14 protein-coding genes are annotated in these 21,595 nt (G+C 49.3%); 8 read left to right on the top strand and 6 right to left on the bottom strand.

Going from position 1 to position 21,595, the window contains the following annotated elements:
* The first annotated feature begins 17 nt into the window (after positions 1 to 17).
* Positions 18 to 4,313, top strand: a complete 4,296-nt coding sequence (gene rpoC / locus Q3C19_RS10165; protein ID WP_071148633.1) for a DNA-directed RNA polymerase subunit beta' — start codon at positions 18 to 20, stop codon at positions 4,311 to 4,313.
* Positions 4,314 to 4,424: 111 nt separating this feature from the next.
* On the opposite strand, the gene Q3C19_RS10160 is transcribed toward rpoC, so the two are convergent.
* The 5 genes from Q3C19_RS10160 to Q3C19_RS10140 form a co-directional block, all read right to left on the bottom strand.
* Complete coding sequence (locus tag Q3C19_RS10160; protein ID WP_302729081.1) at positions 4,425 to 6,101, bottom strand: VapE domain-containing protein; 1,677 nt, start codon at positions 6,099 to 6,101, stop codon at positions 4,425 to 4,427.
* 887 nt (positions 6,102 to 6,988) lie between these two features.
* Positions 6,989 to 9,307, bottom strand: a complete 2,319-nt coding sequence (locus tag Q3C19_RS10155) for a TonB-dependent receptor (protein ID WP_302729079.1) — start codon at positions 9,305 to 9,307, stop codon at positions 6,989 to 6,991.
* 112 nt (positions 9,308 to 9,419) lie between these two features.
* Positions 9,420 to 11,684 (bottom strand): outer membrane beta-barrel protein, encoded by a 2,265-nt coding sequence (locus Q3C19_RS10150; protein WP_302729077.1) that lies wholly within the window; start codon positions 11,682 to 11,684, stop codon positions 9,420 to 9,422.
* 101 nt (positions 11,685 to 11,785) lie between these two features.
* The gene (locus Q3C19_RS10145; RefSeq protein ID WP_235817040.1) at positions 11,786 to 12,268 is read right to left on the bottom strand and encodes a hypothetical protein; all 483 of its coding nucleotides are present in this window, start codon (positions 12,266 to 12,268) and stop codon (positions 11,786 to 11,788) included.
* A gap of 162 nt (positions 12,269 to 12,430) precedes the next feature.
* The gene (locus Q3C19_RS10140; protein WP_235817041.1) at positions 12,431 to 14,317 is read right to left on the bottom strand and encodes a hypothetical protein; all 1,887 of its coding nucleotides are present in this window, start codon (positions 14,315 to 14,317) and stop codon (positions 12,431 to 12,433) included.
* A gap of 257 nt (positions 14,318 to 14,574) precedes the next feature.
* On the opposite strand from Q3C19_RS10140, the gene Q3C19_RS10135 reads away from it, so the two are divergent.
* Positions 14,575 to 14,889, top strand: a complete 315-nt coding sequence (locus Q3C19_RS10135; RefSeq protein WP_022161755.1) for a DUF3467 domain-containing protein — start codon at positions 14,575 to 14,577, stop codon at positions 14,887 to 14,889.
* Between the two features lie 187 nt (positions 14,890 to 15,076).
* Here Q3C19_RS10135 and eno read toward each other — a convergent pair whose 3' ends face one another.
* Positions 15,077 to 16,351 carry a phosphopyruvate hydratase gene (gene eno, locus Q3C19_RS10130; RefSeq protein WP_302729074.1) on the bottom strand — a complete coding sequence of 425 codons (1,275 nt, stop codon included), beginning with the start codon at positions 16,349 to 16,351 and terminating at the stop codon, positions 15,077 to 15,079.
* A 364-nt stretch (positions 16,352 to 16,715) separates the two neighbouring features.
* Between eno and rpsL the strand changes: the two genes are divergently transcribed.
* From rpsL to rplD, 6 genes are all read left to right on the top strand, one after another.
* On the top strand, positions 16,716 to 17,117 hold the full coding sequence (gene rpsL, locus Q3C19_RS10125; RefSeq protein WP_021846443.1) for a 30S ribosomal protein S12: 402 nt from the start codon (positions 16,716 to 16,718) through the stop codon (positions 17,115 to 17,117).
* 156 nt (positions 17,118 to 17,273) lie between these two features.
* Positions 17,274 to 17,750 (top strand): 30S ribosomal protein S7, encoded by a 477-nt coding sequence (gene rpsG / locus Q3C19_RS10120; RefSeq protein ID WP_022161689.1) that lies wholly within the window; start codon positions 17,274 to 17,276, stop codon positions 17,748 to 17,750.
* A 47-nt stretch (positions 17,751 to 17,797) separates the two neighbouring features.
* Positions 17,798 to 19,915, top strand: a complete 2,118-nt coding sequence (gene fusA, locus Q3C19_RS10115) for an elongation factor G (RefSeq protein ID WP_302729071.1) — start codon at positions 17,798 to 17,800, stop codon at positions 19,913 to 19,915.
* Positions 19,916 to 20,005: 90 nt separating this feature from the next.
* Entirely contained in the window at positions 20,006 to 20,311 is a 306-nt protein-coding gene (rpsJ, locus tag Q3C19_RS10110) for a 30S ribosomal protein S10 (protein WP_004291244.1), read from the top strand.
* Between the two features lie 24 nt (positions 20,312 to 20,335).
* The gene (gene rplC / locus Q3C19_RS10105) at positions 20,336 to 20,953 is read left to right on the top strand and encodes a 50S ribosomal protein L3 (protein WP_022161691.1); all 618 of its coding nucleotides are present in this window, start codon (positions 20,336 to 20,338) and stop codon (positions 20,951 to 20,953) included.
* Entirely contained in the window at positions 20,953 to 21,579 is a 627-nt protein-coding gene (rplD, locus tag Q3C19_RS10100) for a 50S ribosomal protein L4 (protein ID WP_022161692.1), read from the top strand. The genes rplC and rplD overlap by 1 nt, the downstream gene beginning before the upstream one ends.
* Positions 21,580 to 21,595 lie beyond the last annotated feature (16 nt).

Raw genomic sequence — 21,595 nt, 5'->3', positions numbered from 1 at the left:
TCAATTATATATAAAGTATGGCTTTTAGAAAAGATAATAAGATAAAGAGTAATTTCTCGAAAATCTCAATCGGTTTGGCCTCTCCCGAGGAAATCCTGGAGAATTCGAGTGGTGAAGTTTTAAAGCCTGAAACCATCAACTATCGTACGTACAAGCCTGAACGGGACGGTCTGTTTTGCGAACGTATCTTCGGACCCGTCAAGGACTATGAGTGCCATTGTGGTAAATACAAGCGCATTCGTTATAAAGGAATTGTCTGCGACCGTTGTGGTGTTGAAGTAACCGAAAAGAAGGTTCGCCGTGAACGTATGGGACACATCCAGTTGGTAGTGCCTGTTGCACACATCTGGTATTTCCGTTCACTGCCTAATAAGATCGGCTATTTGTTGGGATTGCCCACAAAGAAGCTCGATGCCATTATTTATTACGAGCGTTATGTCGTTATTCAGCCGGGTGTTTTGTCTGACGAAGTAGCGAAATACGATTTGCTTGAAGAAGGCGAATATCTGGATCTTTTGGAGAAACTGCCTAAGGAAAACCAGTTCCTTGAAGACTCCGATCCGAATAAGTTTATCGCCAAGATGGGTGCCGAGGCTATTTACGACCTGTTGTCGCACATCGATCTGGATGCTCTGTCTTACGAACTGCGCCACCGTGCAGGAAGCGATGCTTCGCAACAACGTAAGACTGAAGCTTTGAAGCGTCTTCAGGTAGTAGAATCGTTCCGTGCTTCGCGTGGACGCAACAAGCCCGAATGGATGATTGTACGCATTGTCCCCGTCATTCCGCCCGAACTTCGTCCGTTGGTTCCGTTGGATGGTGGACGTTTTGCAACTTCCGACTTGAACGACCTTTACCGTCGTGTTATCATACGTAACAACCGTCTGAAACGACTCATCGAGATTAAGGCTCCTGAGGTGATTCTGCGTAATGAAAAACGTATGTTGCAGGAAGCTGTCGATTCATTGTTCGACAACTCTCGTAAGTCAAGTGCAGTGAAGACCGACGCTAACCGTCCTTTGAAGTCTCTTTCCGACAGTTTGAAAGGTAAGCAAGGACGTTTCCGTCAGAACTTGCTGGGTAAACGTGTCGACTATTCTGCACGTTCGGTAATCGTTGTAGGTCCGGAACTGAGAATGGGCGAATGCGGTATTCCTAAACTGATGGCTGCCGAGCTTTACAAACCGTTTATCATCCGTAAGCTGATTGAGCGCGGTATTGTGAAGACTGTAAAGAGCGCCAAGAAGATTGTAGACCGCAAGGAGCCTGTTATCTGGGATATCCTTGAGCATGTGATGAAAGGTCATCCGGTGTTGCTGAACCGTGCCCCGACACTGCACCGTCTGGGTATTCAGGCATTCCAGCCGAAGATGATCGAAGGTAAGGCTATTCAGTTGCACCCGTTGGCTTGTACGGCATTCAACGCCGACTTCGACGGTGACCAGATGGCCGTTCACTTGCCTTTGAGCAACGAGGCAATTCTGGAAGCACAGATGCTGATGCTTCAGTCGCACAACATCTTGAATCCTGCCAACGGTGCTCCTATCACAGTGCCTGCACAGGATATGGTGCTTGGTTTGTATTACATCACCAAGTTGCGTAAGGGTGCCAAAGGTGAAGGCTTGACTTTCTATGGCCCCGAAGAAGCGCTTATTGCCTACAATGAAGGTAAGTGCGACATTCACGCTCCGGTAAGTGTCGTAGTCAAGGATGTGGACGAGAATGGAAATATCGTCGACAAAATGATGCATGATACTTCTGTAGGACGTGTTATTGTGAATGAGATAGTACCTGCTAAAGCCGGTTATATCAATACGATTATATCTAAAAAGTCACTTCGCGATATCATCAGCCACGTAATCAAGGTTTGTGGTGTGTCCGAAGCTGCCGACTTCCTGGATGGAATCAAGAACCTGGGTTACTACATGGCCTTCAAGGGTGGTTTGTCGTTCAACTTGGGCGATATCATCATCCCCGAAGAAAAAGAGGCCTTGGTACAGAAGGGATATGAAGAGGTAGAGCAGGTGATCAATAACTATAATATGGGTTTCATCACCAATAACGAACGCTATAATCAGGTGATTGATATCTGGACACATGTCAACTCAGAGTTGTCCAATATCTTGATGAAGACCATTTCGAACGACGACCAGGGATTCAACTCTGTATATATGATGCTGGATTCCGGAGCCCGTGGTTCTAAAGAGCAGATCCGTCAGTTGTCCGGTATGCGTGGTTTGATGGCCAAGCCGCAGAAAGCCGGTGCCGAAGGTGGTCAGATCATCGAGAACCCGATTCTTTCGAACTTTAAGGAAGGTTTGTCCGTGTTGGAGTACTTTATTTCTACGCACGGTGCCCGTAAGGGTTTGGCCGATACAGCCTTGAAGACAGCCGATGCCGGATACCTGACACGTCGTCTGGTAGACGTTTCTCACGATGTGATCATCAACGAAGAAGACTGCGGTACGCTTCGTGGATTGGTTTGCACGGCATTGAAGAACAACGATGAAGTGATCGCTACTTTGTACGAACGTATTTTGGGACGTGTATCTGTGCACGACATCGTTCATCCTACTACAGGTGAGCTGATTGTTGCCGGTGGTGAGGAAATCACCGAAGCCATCGCACAGAAGATCGAGGATTCTCCGATCGAAAGTGTCGAAATCCGTTCCGTGCTGACTTGCGAATCGAAGAAAGGTGTTTGTGCCAAGTGTTACGGACGTAACCTGGCTACCAGCCGTATGGTACAGAAGGGCGAGGCTGTCGGTGTCATTGCAGCGCAGTCTATCGGTGAACCGGGTACACAGCTGACACTTCGTACATTCCACGCCGGTGGTACGGCCGCCAATATTGCGGCCAACGCAAGTATCGTAGCCAAGAACGATGCCCGTCTGGAGTTTGAGGAACTTCGTACGGTAGACATCGTTGACGAGTCGGGCGAACCGGCCAAGGTAGTTGTAGGCCGTCTGGCTGAAGTACGTTTCGTGGATGTAAATACAGGAATCGTGCTTTCTACACACAATGTGCCTTATGGTTCTACTCTGTATGCTGCCGATGGCGAACTGGTAGAGAAGGGCAAGCTGATTGCCCGTTGGGACCCGTTCAACGCCGTTATCATTACCGAAGCTACCGGTAAGATTGAGTTCGAAGGTGTAATCGAGAATGTAACATATAAGGTAGAATCGGATGAATCTACCGGTTTGCGTGAAATCATCATCATCGAGTCGAAGGACAAGACGAAAGTGCCTACCGCACACATCATGACCGAAGACGGTGAACTGATACGTACTTACAACTTGCCGGTGGGTGGTCACGTTGTTGTGGAAGACGGCCAGAAGGTGAAAGCCGGTGAGGTGATCGTGAAGATTCCGCGTGCCGTTGGTAAGGCGGGTGATATCACGGGTGGTCTTCCTCGTGTTACCGAGTTGTTCGAAGCACGTAATCCGTCCAATCCTGCCGTGGTTTCCGAAATCGACGGTGAGATTACGATGGGTAAGGTAAAACGTGGTAACCGCGAAATTGTCGTTACTTCCAAGACGGGTGAGGTGAAGAAGTATCTGGTACCTCTGTCCAAGCAGATTCTGGTTCAGGAGAACGACTATGTACGTGCCGGTACTCCGTTGTCCGACGGTGCCATTACTCCGGCCGATATCCTGGCCATCAAAGGTCCTACGGCCGTACAGGAATATATCGTGAACGAAGTTCAGGACGTATACCGTCTGCAGGGTGTGAAGATCAACGACAAGCACTTCGAAATCATCGTACGCCAGATGATGCGTAAAGTCGAAATCGATGAGCCGGGCGATACCCGCTTCCTCGAACAGCAGGTAGTGGACAAGCTGGAGTTCATGGAAGAGAACGACCGCATCTGGGGCAAGAAGGTGGTTGTCGATGCAGGCGATTCGCAGAACCTGCAACCGGGTCAGATCGTAACTGCCCGCAAGTTGCGTGACGAGAACTCGATGCTGAAGCGTCGTGACATGAAACTGGTTGAGGTACGCGATGCCGTTCCCGCCACTTCTACTCAGATTCTTCAGGGTATTACCCGCGCCGCATTGCAGACTTCGAGCTTCATGTCGGCTGCTTCCTTCCAGGAAACGACGAAGGTGCTCAACGAAGCTGCCATCAACGGTAAGGTTGATAAGCTGGAGGGTATGAAGGAGAACGTGATTTGCGGTCACCTGATTCCTGCCGGTACAGGCCAGCGCGAGTTCGAGAAGATCATTGTCGGTTCGAAGGAAGAATACGACCGTATGCTTGCCAACAAGAAGACAGTGCTCGACTATGCAGTTGACGAGAAAGTAGAGGAATAATCTACCAACAGATAGATATAAAGGAAGAAAGGAGATGTGTCAAGGTTGGCACATCTCTTTTTTTTATGCCTGTCGGTCACGAAGCACCCTACCGAAGCCGATGAAATTCTCTCATTCCCGCTCCGTTCCCTCCTCCCCTTGGGAGAGGGGCCGGGGGTGAGGCTCCACCCAATACCCGTTCCCATATTTCGTATGCACCCTGCGCCCCAACTGCGCCAACAGCCGGGCGAACGACGTACACGAACAGTCCTTCAGAGCAGCAGGATTCTTCTTCTTCACAGTTGCATAGATATCCGCCGCCGACATTAATCTTGCCCCCTGCTCGCCCGGCTCGGCGAAGCGGAAGCAGGAGCTGACCAACTCTTCGGCGGGCGTGACGCGGTAGAACGGGCGATTGGCCTGCTGGATTTCGTTTTCCTCTTCCTTGCTGAACCAGCAGCGTTCGCCGTTCTCCAACTCGTGCAGCAGCTGGGCATAAAGCTGTTCATAATCCACCGGCGTGTTGCAGTCGATGGGGTGCTCCACCTCCACACAGATGAAGCGGCGGCTGCCCGAAAGGTCGGTCAGCAGGTCGCGGCGGTTGCTGGTGCCGATGAAGGAGGCGATGCGGGGCAGTGCCTCTGCCGTGCGGCGATAGGCGCGACGTACGCGCAAGGCTTCCATTTGCATCAGGTTCTTCAGCTGGGGCATTCGGCTGGCAGGCAGGCGGTCGAACTCGTCCAAATTGATGAGTCCGTACGAGGCAAGTTTGTTCTCCGCCGCCGTGGCGTTGGTCAGGTCGAAGCTTTCGGTGAAGTAATCGCGCAACTGGGGCGGAAGCAGCAGGCGGCAGAAGGTGGATTTTCCAAAGCCTTGTGCGGTGCTGACCAGTAGCGGAGCCACACTGTTGGCACGTCGTCCCTCTCCGCCACGGCCTGTCCACTGGGCGGTGACGGCCAGCATCCAGCGGTGGAAAGCGCGTGTCCAGAGGTCGCTGTCAGCAACCCGTTTGGCAAGGTCGGTCACGCGGTCGGTACCGTCCCATGCGGGGAGTTGCTTGAAGTAGAGGTCGAACGGGTGATAAGCCTGCACGTGGTCGGACTCCACGTAGCGTTTCACGTCGCGGTCCCAGCAATCCACGCCGCTGTCGATGGCGTCGAGGGCGATGCCGTTCAGCGTGCGGTTGTCCACGGGAGTATAAATAAGGTGGTGCGGATTGCCCGTTAGGTCGTTATTCACACGGGCGCACTCCGTTCGTTCCGTCAGCAGGTTGTAGCGGAAAGCGTAGTGCAGTTTCAGGTAGCGCATCAGGCGTTGCATCATCTGTTGCTGGCGCGAGGGCTTTTCGGGTTGGGTAGGGGATTCTTCAGCAGGTGCGGCGAGAACTTTTTGGGGCATATCTTTTACCACCTCTTTTAGCGCATCTTTCACCGTATTCTCTTCAATGACAGGTGGTTGCTCCATTGTCAGGATACGCGCCTCAGCAGCTTCATCGGGTTGTGCATCCACCCATTCAATGATTTCGTTCCCGCCGTTCAGGCTGAACATACGTTTTTGTTCGCCTTTGGCACGGTCGTCGGGCGTCCATGTCATGCGGACGCTGAACTCGCCGCCGCCCATCACTACAAATACTTCGCCTCCGGGCAGGCGGGTACAGACGTGTTGCAGGTCGGAGAACAACTGTTCGTAGGCAGAAGCGGAAGAGGAAGCTGTCGTCGTGTCGTTCGTGTTAGTCGTGTCGTTTGTCGTGTTGTCCTTGCGTGCGTTCCACGGAAGGAACCAGCTTTTCAGGTTCGTAATCAGGTTCATAGCGATTTTGGGGTTTAAGTGATAGTGGACGGGGGACGCGGTTACAGACCCCGAGTTTCCCCGTTCCCTTGTTAACTTGTTAACTCGTCAACTTGTCAACTCATTAACTTATTAACTGTTCCCCAAAGATACAAAATCGGAAGGCCTTTGTCAAGTGGATGAGGGTGAAATAATCAACAAAAATCAACTTCTTTTTTCAATCACCACGGAAGGACACAGAGCTTTTATCAGTTTGCAGGGTGAAGTTTCACCGTAATATTCTGTGGGTGAACTATTTGTGGTGAAAGATGGATACGCGGACTACACGGAATGAGCGGATGAACGCGGATTTTAATTTTTAATTATTCATTTTTAATTGAATCAACGTGAAGCTTTATCTTTCACCACATCCGTCTGATTTTCAGCACTAATTTTCCTTGTTGAAAGCGTGAACCCAATTTCTCCTTTTCTCCTTTTCATCCGTGTTCGTCCGTCCCCTCCGCGTCGTCCGCGTATCCATCCTTCCCCCGTTTTTCATTATTCACTTTTCATTCATAACCACCTACTTTAGCGGCGTAACATCGGTAGTTAGCCGACGTAACAAGCAATCCCGCCGGATATGACAAGCAATGTCACCGAGTTTTACAAGCAATCCCGTCAGGTTTAGCCTGCAAAGCCCACGAGTTTGGTAAGTAAAGCCCGCGAGTATTGCCTGCAACTCCCACGAGTATTGCAAGTGTTGTTCGCGAGCCGTACAAGTGTTTCTCACGAGCCGTGCTTGTGTCGCTCATGAGCCGTGCAAGCATCTCTTTTTTTATGCTGTTTGAGACTGCTGGATAATGAACAAGGCCATAAGGAATTTCCTTCTTTTCCCTATGGCCTTCCCCCTCGTTAACTCGTCAACTAACCTACATCCGGTTCTTCTGCGAACTGCCCGCACCCGTCCCCTTGTACTTGCTCTTGGTCGCATTGAACTTGTATCGCAAGGTCACGGTGAAGGTGCGCCGCGTGTCGGTGCCCATTGTCAGGGTGCGGATTCCGCTATAGGCCGTCACGTGGTTCGTCATGGTGCTGAACAGGTCCGTCACGCTCAGCAGGCACGACAGGCGTTTCCCGGCAAACTCCCTGTACAGTGAAGCGTCCAGCCGCCACTGGGTCTTGTCGTTGTGCACGTTCTCGCTATGTCCCTGGGTTATTACGGTCGCGTCCACATACATCAGGATGTCCCAAGGCAGTTCCAGGCTGTTCTTCCAAAGGAAGCTGCCCAACGGATGATTGAACATCCGGCTGCCTTCGGGCGTGCTCCCCTTGTACCATTGCTGCTCCATGCTGGCCACCCATTGCGGTTGCCAGCAGCCGAACTTCGGGCTGTAGGCCACCATGGCATACGCTTTGTCGAAGTCTTCTATATTGACCGGTCGCAGCAGGCTGATGGCGGGATTGTCCGCCGAGTACGAGTCGCAGAAGCTGGTCATGCCGTCCTTGATGTGCCGGTAGCCTCCCGAAAAGTAGAGCTGCTTCCAGGCAACGTCCAAGGTGAGGTTGTGGCTCAACGTAGGCTGCAACAGCGGATTGCCGGCTTCGTAGGTGTAGCGGTTGACGTAGCGCGGAGCGCTGTTCAGCAGGCTGTAGTCGGGGCGGGTGATGTCGGCGGCATAGCTTAGCTGCAACTGCACCTGGCCGATGGGGTGCGACAGGCTGAGGGAAGGAAACACGTTGGAGTACTTCCGGCTTTGCTCTTTGTTGAACACGCCGTATTCGTAGTAGTCGCTCTTCAGATGCTCGTAGCGCACACCTGCCTGCACGCTGCCCTGTCCCAACTGGCGGCTGTACTCGCCAAACACGGCCCACATTTCTTCCTTCACTTCGTCGTCCTCGCCTTGCAGGATGCCTTCGCGGTTGTCGTACAGGCTTGTCCGGTTGTTTCGCGTATATTCGCTGCCCACTGCAAACTGGCCGCCCGCCAACGCATGCGAAACGACCAGCTTGGCGGCATACAGCGTGTTCCGGCTCTCGTCGAAAGTGGTGATGTCCCTGGCTTCTTCCGGCAGATCCAGCGTCCGGGTGTATTCCCGTCCGAGGCTTCTTCCCTTGCTCTCGTTCCACAGACCGTCGGCGTTGAAGTCCACGTTCCATCCGCCCACGGTGCCGTTGTAGTAAAGGTTCAGCCGATGGTCCGTCTGGCGGGCATCCGAAGCGTTCGTGTTCTCCGCCTGTTCATACGCCTCTCCGTCCAGCAGCACGTCGGTATGCATCGACAGGTCCGAAGCCGACTTGGGGGTACGCTTGTAGTTGTATCGCACGCCCAGCGCATGGGCGGGATTCACCTGCCAGTTCAGCGACAGCATGCCCTCCAGATGCTGCGAGTGCGAGCGGTTGGACAGGTCGGAATGCTGCGTCCATGTCTTGTCCAAGTAGGTATCCTGCCGGACCGTCTTGAAATACTCGTCCCGGTCATTGCTTCCGAACAGCATGCCCGACAGGTCGAAGCCTCCCGAGCGGTAGTTGAAGTTGAACTGGTCGAGCACCGTCCAGTCGTACTGGTACTGTCCCAACAGCCGGTTGTTGAAGCCGAATCCTTCGCCCGGCGCACGCTTGGTGGTGATGCGCACCACCGCCTTCACCGAAGCCGCATAGCGGGCGCCGGGATTGTTGATTACCTCTACCGACTTGATGTTGTCGCTGGCCAGCTGGTCCAGTTCGGAGGAGTCGCGCACCTTGCGCCCGTTGATATACACCTCCGCTGCTCCACGCCCGAAGACGCTTACCGCCCCGCCACCGGCCGATACACCCGGTATGCGGTCCAGCAGGTTTTCTGCCGTTCCCGCCTTCTCCAGTATGGTTCCGGCCACGTTCGTAATGCTGGCTCCGTTCTTCAGCCTCGTCTTGGGCAGGTCGCCCTTCACCACCACTTCGTCCAACAGTTGCGCATCGGCTTTCAGTTGCAGCGACAGCAGTTCGCCCGGCCCGCATTCCTTATATAAAGTGGTATAACCGATGCACGACACTTTCAGCACGCCCTTCCCGCCTTCTGCCGACAGGCTGAAACTACCGTCCTCGCCGCTCACCGCTCCCGCCACGAATGCCGAGTCGGGTAGGGAGAGGAAAACAACATTGGCGTAAGACAAGGGTTGCTGTTGCTCGTCCGTCACTTTTCCGGTCAGAGTCTGACCGCTTGCACATATTGCCATTGCCAACAGCAATATGCAGGTTGATAGTCGTTTCATAATCAGTTGCTTTTTATTTTGTTTTGATATTCTTTTCTGTCATTCAGGAGCAAGTTCTCCTTTTCCTCCTATAACCTCGTCCCCTTGTCAACTCGTCCCACTTGTCAACCAATCACATCCGGTTCTTCTGCGAACTGCCCGCACCCGTACCCTTGTACTTGCTCTTGGTTGCGTTGAACTTGTAGCGGATGGTCAGGCTGACGCTTCGGCTGTTCGGTTCGGCATCCGTATAGAAAGTACGCAGGTTGCCCAAGTACACCAGCGAACGCGAACGGGTACTGTTGAACAAGTCGGTAGCCTGAAGCTGGAACGTAAGCCTGTCGTTCAGGAAACCTTTGTAAAGCATTGCATTGACCGACCACAACTGTCGCTTCACTTCCGTATTTTCCTCATGACCTAACGAACTCCACGAAGCATCGGCGTTTAACAGGAAACCGCCGGGAAGTTTCAGGCTGTTCTCCCACGAAAGGCTTATCAACGGTTTGTCCAGATTGAGTCGCCCCCAGGGAGTATCTGTGTGATACCATTGCTTGACGACTGCTGCCGTAAGCTGCGGTGACCAGATGCCGATGGTAGGAGTAAGCGAGAGCGAAGCAAACGTATGATTGTATGCCGGAGCATTCGTATTGGTCAGCAACGCGATGGAAGGATCGGTGTCCGAATAGGGGATGCTGGTTGTGACAATCGCGTCTTTCGTGTGCACATAGCCCAGCGTCAGTTGCGTCCAGTCGTATACGGCATTCAGAATTAGGTTTTGTGCCACTTGCGGACGGAGTAGTGGATTGCCGCTTTCGTAAGTATAACGGTTATTGTAAACAATGTTCCCTCTCAGCATGTGGTACGACGGGCGCACAATGTCCGAAGCATAGCTCAGTGCCAACTGTACATTTCCTGCAGGCACAACAACCGTAGCCGACGGAAACCAGTCATTGTACTGCTTGCTTTGGCTTTCTACCCGTTTGCCTCCTTCGTAATAGTCGGCTGCCACATGTTCGAAACGCACACCTGCCTGCACATAGACCGAACCAAACGAACGCCCATATTCCACGAAGCCCGAAGCGTTGCCTTCCCTTATCTCGCTGTGGTCATCTTCTAACAGTCCTTCGGGATTCACATAGTCGTTGCCGTGCGTGTTGTGCGAATATTCGCCACCCAGCGAAAGTTCGCCACCTAACCATTCGCGCGACAGTACTAATTTTCCGGCATACAGGCTGTTGTCTGCCCGACTGAAGGTATTCACCTGGCGACGGTCGGTCTCCGTTCCCGATGGGGTAGTAACCTGTTCATCGGTAAATCCGTCTGTATCATTTCCGTTCCACAAGGCATCAGCATTGAAGTCTATGTTCCATTTTCCCACTTGGCCTGCATAATAGAAGTTCAGCGTGTGACTGGTTTCTCGTGAAGTGCTTTCATAGACACTCCGCAACAGTTCGTCTTGCTCTCCGTTCTGTAGCACTTCGCTGTCCAGTGTTCCCCAACTGTCGTAACGGGGTTGACGTTTCCAGTTATAGCGTACTCCAAGTGCATGCCCGTTGCCGAACGTATAATTGGCCGAAAGCATGGTGTAGAGGTTCTGCGAATGTTCCTTTTCGTCCATGTGCATGTGCTGGTTCCACAGCTTGTCCAGATAAGTATCCTGCACAACGTTTCTTTCGCTCCATGCATGCCCGTCGGAAGCTGCCAGCATGCCCGACAGGTCGAAGCCTCCCGAGCGGTAGTTGAAGTTGAACTGGTCGAGCACCGTCCAGTCTTTGTTGAATTTGGCATAAGCACGGTTGTTGAAGCCGAATCCCTCGCCCGGCGCACGCTTGGTGGTGATGCGCACCACTGCCTTCACCGAAGCCGCATAGCGGGCGCCGGGGTTGTTGATCACCTCTACCGACTTGATGTTGTCGCTGGCCAGCTGATCCAGTTCGGAGGAGTCGCGCACCTTGCGCCCGTTGATGTACACCTCCGCCGCTCCGCGTCCGAAGACGCTTACCGCCCCGCCACCGGCCGATACACCCGGTATGCGGTCCAGCAGGTTTTCTGCGGTTCCCGCCTTCTCCAATATGGTTCCGGCCACGTTCGTAATGCTGGCTCCGTTCTTCAGCCTTGTCTTGGGCAGGTCGCCCTTCACCACTACTTCGTCCAACAGTTGCGCATCGGCTTTCAGTTGCAGCGACAGCTGTTCGCCCGGTCCGCAATCCTTATATAAAGTAGTATAACCGATGCACGATACTTTCAGCACGCCCTTCCCGCCTTCTGCCGACAGGCTGAAACTACCGTCCTCGCCGCTCACCGCTCCCGCCACAAATGCCGAGTCGGGCAGGGAGAGGAAAACCACGTTGGCGTAAGACAAGGGTTGCTGTTGCTCGTCCGTTACTTTACCACTCATGTTTTGCGCCGATAAAGTACAGGCATATATTAGGCCACAACATATCAAGAAAAGTTGTTTTAATGTATTCATGCTATATAAATTTATTGATTATCATGTGTTTAGAACTTGTGTAGCCAGGCATCCAGCGTTTCACCATTGATAAAGAGGTTAGGATCCATCAGTAAGAGCCGTTTCTTAATGCGTGCTTTCTGCTGATAGACCGAAGTACGTGATATGGCGGATAGGATAGCCACTTGAGGTACTGAGAAATGGAGCTTAAGGAGGATGCAATATTGAATATCGACCTCTGTCAGATTTGGGAAACGGGTGGTAAGACGGACCGTGAAATTATTGTAGATATCGTCCACCAAGGCTGAAAGAAGAAGTCTGTCCTCTTCTTTAAGGAAACGGGGATTACTTCTTAACTCATTGACCAAAGGCTGCTCGGCTATCAAACGTTCGGCCAGTCTGCATTCCCGTTCTTTCAATTGCTCCATTTCGGAAGTCAATATTTGTATGCGCTGTTTATTGGATTCAATGCAGACTGGAGATCGGGTTTCGTTTCGTTTTTCGGATAGTTTTTTCTGAGCCTTTATCTTCATGCTTGGAGTTTATTTTTCACGTTTCAGTTATTTTGGGCAAAGTTAACTGATTCTTTTTTACATTTAAACAAACTCGTATATACAGGCTTTTATGTGTATCCTATTGTTATACAGGTGCTTATTTGTTTTTGCTAATATTACGATATATACAGTCTCTATTTTTTAGAACCTGTACAACCATGAATCGAGCGTTTCTCCATCAGCAAAAGTATCAGGTGTCTGTTGCAAGATACGCTTCTTGGTACGTGACTTCTGCTGCGATACAGAAGTAGGAGAAACCGCTGTAAAGGCCGCAATCTGGGCAATGCTAAAATTTAATTTTAAAAGAATACACAACTGTAAGTCAACGTCTGTCAGACGAGGGTATTGCTTCATGAGCCGTAAGGTGAAATCGGGATACACCTTGTTGACCAAAGTAGTCAGATGATTAAAATCTTCTGATTGTAGAAAACGGGGTGAAGTGCGTAGCTCTTTTACCAATGGGGTAGAGGTTATCAATTGTGTGGTCAACAGAAGTTCTCGGTCTTTTAGTTGCAATACTTCAGCAGTAAGTTTCTGAGTAAACTTATCTTTGGAGGGCATATCGTTCAACTGTTTCCAGTAAATATCAATCTGTCGTTGCAAATCCTGATTGAGCTGTGTCAGTTCCTGATTCTGTAGTTTCAGATTTTCGATGAATGTCTGTTGTTCCTGTTGTTCATGAGCTTGCTGGTGTACCAGTTGCATTTGTAGCTCCCTGATACTTTCTTGATTCTGGGTTATCAGTCTTTCATTATCTTTCAGTTGGCGCAGATGTTTCTGTAAATCGTCCGAAAGTTGACGGATAACTTGCTCTTTGCGCTTCAGATTCCGCTGGTACATTATTATTAGAATAAGAACCATACCCAGCAGCAAAGCGATGATAAGCACAATCTGAAATTCCAGCCGTTGGCGCCGGATGGTAAGTTCATAGTTCTGTTGCTGTAAGCGAGTACGGGTCTCCTGTTGGCGTAGTTCTGTCTGGTGCTTTTCGGCAAGAGAGACCTCTATGGAGTCGCAATAACGTTCAAATCCCACTATATCAATCGGATTACCGACCCTGTTGTCCAATACGGCACGCAATAGATATACCCGTCCTTTCTCAATCAGTTGAGTCTGATTCTTATTTCGTTTGCGCATGTCGTCCAAAGATTGTTCTACCTGGTTCACATAATATCGGGCAGAATCAAATTGCTCCAGACAGAAATAGCTATAAGCCATGCTCAATTTAATGGCATTAATGAAAGATGTAGTGAAAGAGAACTTTGCCTTCATCAGCTGATGAAACTGCTCTATGGCATCCCGGTATCGGCCGGCTAGCATAAACGCATCGCCATGATTGCGTTGGATATGATAGGCAAAAGCCGTATCACCGGCAGCAAACGCCAGATTGGCTGCTTTTTCTAAACAATCCATATTAGACAAATCACCATCCAGTTGAGACACTAACGCCAGTGAATAGACCATCTGATAATGTTCCTCTACTGGTAGTTTGTCGGCTATGCGCAACATATCTTCTATCATTTTCCGGCATTCCTTGTAGCGGCTCTGTTTGTAGTACACTTCCAATTTCTTGCGTTGTAATACCAGCATGTCAGCTGTGTCTTGTCTGGCAATGGCCAAATTAATGCCTTCATCAAACACAGCGATGGCCTCGTTGTCTCGGTTTGCCCATCGCAGGTACATACCTTCCAGCAGATAGCCGTCGTAGAGTTTGCTCGAATCGCCCGACTGGCGGTAATAAGCAGCAGCCTTTCCTATCAATGAATCTTCGGCCAACGACATGTCTAACCGGTAGTGTGCCATTGCTTTGTCCCATATTAACTGCATTTGTTCGGGTGGTGTAAAGGACGATTCATCCAGAATGTCATTCAATAGGCATAGTGCGGAGTCTGGCTGGTCTGTCAACATTGAATCGGCATGTCGCAGCAAGCGGGCGACATCTGGCTGACTGTTACAAGCGGTCAATAATCCGGCGAGCACACAGCTGAGCATCAATAGTTTTCCGAAGTTTATGCCATTTGCTTTCATTTCACAATACAAAGATTTTCGGTTTCATTACTCTGCAAAAATAACGTAATCATGAAAAATGCGAACTCTCTTTTTTATTTTTTTCTCATCAGGAAGGAAAACTTCTGCTTTTATTTCTAAGTGAAGTGATAACTTCTTTCACTCCTGGAAGCATATTAAATCCGATACCTAAGTTATCTTTTATGCGTTTTTACTTGTATTTTTCGAATAGTATTCCGTACTTTTGTGACAGATTCAATAACTAAAAACATATATTTATGGAAAATCAGGAAAATAATAACGGACAGTTACAAATAGAATTGAAGGAAGACGTGGCTCAAGGCACTTATTCGAACCTGGCTATCATTACTCATAGCAGTTCGGAGTTTGTATTCGATTTCGTACGCGTGTTGCCGGGAATGCCCAAGGCAGGTGTGCAGTCGCGTGTCGTTATGGTGCCCGAGCATGCTAAACGTCTGCTTCGTGCGTTGGAAGAAAATATTGCCAAATACGAAAGAGTGTTTGGCGAAATCCGGGTACCTCAGGAAGGTGCCGGCCGTCAGGCCATCTTCCCGTTGAAGGGTGAAGCCTGATGCTATAAAAGGCATTCTATATAAAGTAAGGAAGGTGTGTCAAAACTAAAAGTAACTGCCATCTTGTTATTTTTAGGCACGGATTACGCGGAAAAACGCAGAGAAAGAAGAATAATCATCCGTGAAATTCCGTGTAATCCGTGCCTAAAGGAAAGCGGTTTCTTAATTTGACACACCTTCACTGTGTTTATTTAGGTACACCGTATACGGCCAGGTCGCCCAGCTCTTCTTCGATGCGGAGCAACTGGTTGTACTTGGCCATGCGGTCCGAACGGCTCAGCGACCCGGTCTTGATCTGTCCGCTGTTGGTGGCTACGGCAATGTCGGCAATGGTGGCATCTTCCGTTTCGCCCGAGCGGTGCGAGGTGACGGTGGTGTAGCCGTGGCGGTGGGCCATTTCGATGGCGTCGAGCGTTTCGCTCAACGAGCCGATCTGGTTGACCTTGATCAGGATGGAGTTGGCGCAACCTTCGGCAATGCCTTTGCGGAGGAACTCGACGTTGGTGACAAAGAGGTCGTCGCCTACCAGCTGGCAGCGGTGCCCGATGCGGGCGGTCAGCTTCTTCCAGCCTTCCCAGTCGTTTTCGCTCATGCCGTCTTCGATGGAGTCGATGGGGTACTTGTTGATGAGTTCCTCTAAGTAGGCTATCTGTTCGTCGGCAGAACGTTTCTTGCCTTGGGGGCCTTCGAAGAGGGTGTAGTCATAGACTCCGTCTTTATAGAATTCGCTGGAAGCGCAGTCCATGCCTATCTTGACGTCTTTGCCCGGTTCGTATCCGGCGGTGCGGATGGCGGCCATGATACAGTCCAGCGCATCTTCGGTGCCGTTCAGGGCAGGAGCGAATCCGCCTTCATCGCCTACAGCCGTACTGAGGCCGCGTTCGTGAAGCACTTTCTTCAGCGCATGGAACACTTCGGCCCCCATGCGCAGTCCTTCGCGGAACGACGGTGCACCTACGGGCCGTATCATGAACTCCTGAAAGGCGATGGGAGCATCGCTGTGCGAGCCACCATTGATGATGTTCATCATGGGAACGGGCATCACATAGGTGTTGGTACCGCCGATGTATCGGTACAAGGGAATGTTGAGGGCATTGGCGGCTGCTTTGGCTACGGCCAGTGAGACGCCGAGAATGGCGTTGGCTCCCAGGTTCGACTTGGTAGGTGTGCCGTCCAGTTGCAGCATCTTGTGGTCGATGGCGCGCTGTTGAAGTGCCGACATGCCGATGAGGGCAGGGGCAATCACATGGTTTACGTTGTCTACGGCTTTCAGAGTGCCTTTGCCGCCGTAGCGTTGCCTGTCGCCGTCGCGCAGCTCCAAGGCTTCGTGTTCGCCGGTCGATGCACCCGAGGGTACGGCGGCACGCCCCATGGCGCCGCATTCCAGTGTTACGTCTACTTCTACTGTAGGGTTGCCGCGCGAGTCGAGTATCTCGCGGGCGATGATTCTTTTTATATTCATACGCTTTTGTTTTTAGGGTTTGTTACATAAATAGCAGGTGGCCGATCGGTGTCTTCGCCGGTATTTTCCGGATGGTTTTTTCAGATGCCACCTTTATAAATAACAGTTGAGAGGTGTGTAATGTTCGGTTGTCTTCGCCGCAGGTTTGCTGTCCGTGGCTTTGGTTGCAACATTGCCAGGTGTTTGATTGGGGAGGTTTGTGCGATGGATGTGAAATGTGTAATGACCGTGAAAAATAATACGTTAAAAATAAATAATTGTACGTAGTGCATTGATTATTCAAAAGTTATTAGTATCTTTGCAGCCAAAAAGTGTATAGTTTCTGAATTAATATAACAATAATATATAACTAAAAACAATTAAAATGCCTACAATTCAGCAATTAGTAAGAAAAGGACGCCAGGTGCTGGTTGACAAAAGTAAGTCACCTGCCTTGGATTCATGTCCTCAAAGACGTGGCGTTTGCGTGAGAGTGTATACAACCACTCCGAAGAAACCGAATTCAGCTATGCGTAAAGTAGCTCGTGTGCGTTTGACCAATGGTAAAGAGGTGAACTCTTACATCCCGGGCGAAGGACACAACTTGCAGGAACACTCTATCGTACTGGTACGTGGTGGTCGTGTAAAGGACCTTCCGGGTGTACGTTATCACATCGTTCGCGGTACTTTGGATACTGCAGGTGTAGCCGGTCGTACACAACGTCGCTCTAAGTATGGTGCAAAGCGCCCGAAACCAGGACAGGCAGCTCCCGCTAAGAAGAAATAATTAGGTGGACTAAGAGCTCAGAACATTAACAATTAAAGTAATAACTTACGTTTTAGTTTGTTGGAGATGCTAAAGGTTGAGTAAATTCTCCGGAGGGAGAGTTGAAGAAGACAGAAGTAAACAACCAAGAACGAAAAACATTATTCTTTCAGACAAATGAGAAAAGCAAAACCGAAAAAACGTGTCATCCTTCCGGATCCCGTTTTTAATGATGTGAAAGTTTCCAAGTTCGTTAACCACCTGATGTACGACGGCAAGAAGAATACATCTTACGAAATCTTCTATGCAGCTCTGGAAACAGTGAAGAACAAGATGCAGAACGAAGAGAAATCTGCTCTTGAGATTTGGAAAAAAGCTTTGGACAACGTAACTCCTCAAGTTGAAGTAAAATCTCGCCGTGTAGGTGGTGCTACTTTCCAGGTTCCGACCGAAATCCGCCCCGACCGTAAGGAGTCTATTTCAATGAAGAATTTAATTATCTTTGCTCGCAAGCGTGGTGGTAAGTCAATGGCTGACAAGCTGGCTGCCGAAATCATGGACGCTTTCAACGAACAAGGAGGTGCCTTCAAACGTAAAGAAGATATGCACAGAATGGCAGAAGCTAACCGTGCATTCGCTCATTTCCGTTTCTAATGTTATAGTGGTACCTATTAATAATTAAAAACTTAAAGATTTAGAAAATGGCAAAGCGTGATTTACATTTGACTCGTAACATCGGTATCATGGCTCACATCGATGCCGGTAAGACAACAACCTCAGAACGTATCTTGTTCTACACAGGTCTGACTCACAAAATCGGTGAGGTGCACGATGGTGCTGCCACAATGGACTGGATGGAACAGGAACAGGAGCGTGGTATTACTATTACTTCTGCTGCTACAACTACTCGTTGGAAATATGCAGGCAATACATATAAAATCAATCTGATTGACACTCCGGGACACGTTGACTTTACTGCCGAAGTAGAACGTTCATTGCGTGTACTTGACGGTGCTGTTGCTGCTTACTGTGCAGTAGGTGGTGTTGAACCGCAGTCTGAAACTGTATGGCGTCAGGCTGACAAGTACAATGTTCCCCGTATCGGATATGTAAACAAAATGGACCGTTCGGGCGCCGACTTCTTTGAAGTAGTTCGTCAGATGAAGGACGTTTTGGGTGCTAATCCCTGTCCGGTTGTAATTCCTATCGGTGCAGAAGAAAACTTCAAGGGTGTCGTTGACCTGATCAAAATGAAAGCTATCCTGTGGCACGATGAAACCATGGGCGCTGACTATGACGTTGAGGAAATTCCTGCCAACTTGCAGGCCGAAGCTGAAGAGTGGCGTGAAAAAATGCTGGAAAAGGTAGCTGAATATGATGACGCTTTGATGGAGAAGTTCTTTGATGATCCTTCTACTATCACTGAAGAAGAAATCCTTCGCGGATTGCGTGCTGCAACCTTGAAGATGGATATCGTGCCGATGCTTTGCGGTTCTTCTTTCAAGAATAAGGGCGTTCAGACACTGCTTGACTATGTATGTGCTTTCTTGCCTTCTCCGCTGGATACTCCTAACATCGTAGGTACTAATCCTTCGACTGGTGAAGAGGAAGACCGTAAGCCTGATGAAGACGAAAAGACTGCAGCTTTGGCATTTAAGATTGCTACTGACCCCTATGTAGGTCGTCTGACATTCTTCCGTGTTTACTCTGGTAAGGTTGAAGCCGGTTCTTATATCTACAACAGCCGTTCGGGCAAGAAGGAGCGTGTATCTCGTCTGTTCCAGATGCACTCTAACAAGCAGAACCCTGTAGAAGTAGTATCTGCCGGTGATATCGGTGCAGGTGTTGGTTTCAAGGATATCCGTACGGGTGATACCCTCTGCGACGAGGATGCACCGATCGTACTCGAGTCTATGGACTTCCCCGAACCGGTTATCGGTATCGCTGTTGAGCCTAAGACTCAGAAGGATATGGATAAGCTGTCCAATGGTTTGGCCAAGCTGGCTGAAGAAGACCCGACCTTTACCGTTCGTACCGACGAACAGACCGGTCAGACAGTTATCTCCGGTATGGGTGAGCTTCACTTGGATATCATTATCGACCGTCTGAAACGTGAGTTCAAGGTTGAATGTAACCAAGGTAAGCCTCAGGTTAACTACAAGGAAGCCATCACGAAGACTGTTAACCTCCGCGAGGTTTACAAGAAACAGTCCGGTGGTCGTGGTAAGTTTGCCGATATCATCGTTAACGTTGGTCCGGTTGACGAGGACTTCAAGGAAGGCGGTCTGCAGTTCATCAACGAAGTAACCGGTGGTAACATTCCTAAGGAATTCATTCCTTCTGTACAGAAGGGCTTCCAGACAGCTATGAAGAACGGTGTATTGGCCGGCTTCCCGATGGATAGCTTGAAGGTTACTTTGCTCGATGGTTCTTTCCACCCGGTAGACTCTGACCAGCTGTCATTCGAAATCTGTGCAATCCAGGCTTATAAGAATGCTTGTTCTAAGGCCGGTCCTGTGCTGATGGAGCCTATCATGAAGCTGGAAGTTGTTACTCCGGAAGAGAATATGGGTGACGTGATCGGCGACTTGAACAAACGTCGTGGTCAGGTAGAAGGTATGGAGTCAAGCCGCTCAGGTGCCCGTATCGTGAAGGCTATGGTTCCGCTGGCTGAAATGTTCGGTTATGTAACAGCATTGCGTACCATTACTTCTGGTCGTGCTACTTCTTCTATGACTTACGATCATCACGCACAAGTATCTACTTCTATTGCCAAGGCAGTATTGGAAGAAGTGAAGGGACGTGTTGACCTGATTTAATCAACAGAATACAATCAGAGTACCGCAGGTTAGCGAATGACTCTTAACCTGCGGACTCTCTTTAGAATAATAATTTTAATAATAAAAGTAATGAGTCAAAAAATTAGAATCAAACTGAAATCTTACGACCACAACTTGGTTGACAAGTCAGCTGAAAAGATTGTAAGAACAGTAAAGACTACAGGTGCTATCGTCAGCGGTCCGATACCTCTGCCTACTCACAAGCGCATCTTTACTGTAAACCGTTCGACTTTCGTAAACAAAAAGTCTCGTGAACAATTCGAACTCTCTTCTTATAAGAGATTGATCGACATCTATAGCTCAACAGCTAAGACAGTAGATGCTCTGATGAAGCTGGAGTTGCCGAGCGGTGTGGAAGTAGAAATTAAAGTGTAAGTTAAGTATTAAAAATTTAGAGAAATGCCAGGATTATTAGGAAAAAAAATCGGAATGACATCCGTTTTCAGTGCCGAGGGCAAAAACGTGCCATGCACTGTTATCGAAGCAGGTCCTTGTGTTGTTACTCAAGTGAAGACTGTAGAAAAGGACGGCTATGCAGCTGTTCAGCTGGGCTTCCAGGATAAGAAAGAGAAGCATACTACAAAACCTTTGATGGGCCATTTTAAGAAGGCTGGAGTAACACCCAAGAAACACTTGGCTGAGTTCAAAGAATTTGCGACAGAGTTGAATCTGGGTGATACTGTAACTGTAGAACTGTTCAACGATGCCGATTTTGTAGACGTAGTAGGTACTTCTAAAGGTAAGGGTTTCCAAGGCGTTGTTAAGCGTCACGGCTTTGGTGGTGTAGGTCAGACTACTCACGGTCAGCATAACCGCGCTCGTAAACCGGGTTCTATCGGTGCTTGTTCGTATCCTGCAAAAGTATTCAAAGGAATGCGCATGGGCGGACAGCTTGGTGGCGACAGAGTAACTGTTCAAAACCTGCAAGTATTAAAAGTAATCGCGGAACACAATCTTCTTTTGGTGAAAGGTTCTGTTCCTGGTTGCAAAGGTTCAATCGTAATAATTGAGAAATAATGGAAGTTAACGTATATAACATTAAAGGTGAAGACACTGGGAGAAAGATTACGTTAAACGAGTCTATCTTCGGAATTGAGCCCAACGACCACGCTATCTACTTGGACGTTAAACAGTTTATGGCAAACCAGCGTCAGGGCACTCACAAATCGAAAGAAAGAAGTGAGATCAGTGGTTCTACTCGTAAAATCGGTCGTCAAAAAGGTGGTGGCGGTGCACGTCGTGGTGACATGAATTCGCCGGTACTTGTTGGTGGTGGACGCGTATTTGGTCCGAAACCGAGAGATTACTACTTCAAACTGAATAAGAAAGTAAAAGCTTTGGCTCGTAAATCAGCTTTGTCTTATAAAGCAAAAGAAAACGCCATTGTTGTGGTTGAAGACTTCGCTTTTGAGGCTCCAAAGACTAAAGATTTTGTTGCAATGACAAAAAATCTTAAAGTTTCTGATAAAAAGCTGCTTTTAGTTTTACCGGAAGCAAATAAAAATGTATATTTGTCAGCTCGTAACGTGAAGGGTGCTAACGTGCAGACTATCTCCGGGTTGAATACTTATAGAGTATTGGACGCTGGAGTTCTTGTGCTTACTGAAAGCGCACTTTCTGCTATTGACAATATCTTAATGTAAAAAGGAGGCTTAGATA

Source organism: Bacteroides sp. ET489 (genome assembly GCF_030518095.1).
Lineage (GTDB): Bacteria > Bacteroidota > Bacteroidia > Bacteroidales > Bacteroidaceae > Bacteroides > Bacteroides ndongoniae.
The sequence above is the reverse complement of the archived record's forward strand: the minus strand, read 5'-3'. Positions and strand labels throughout refer to the sequence as shown.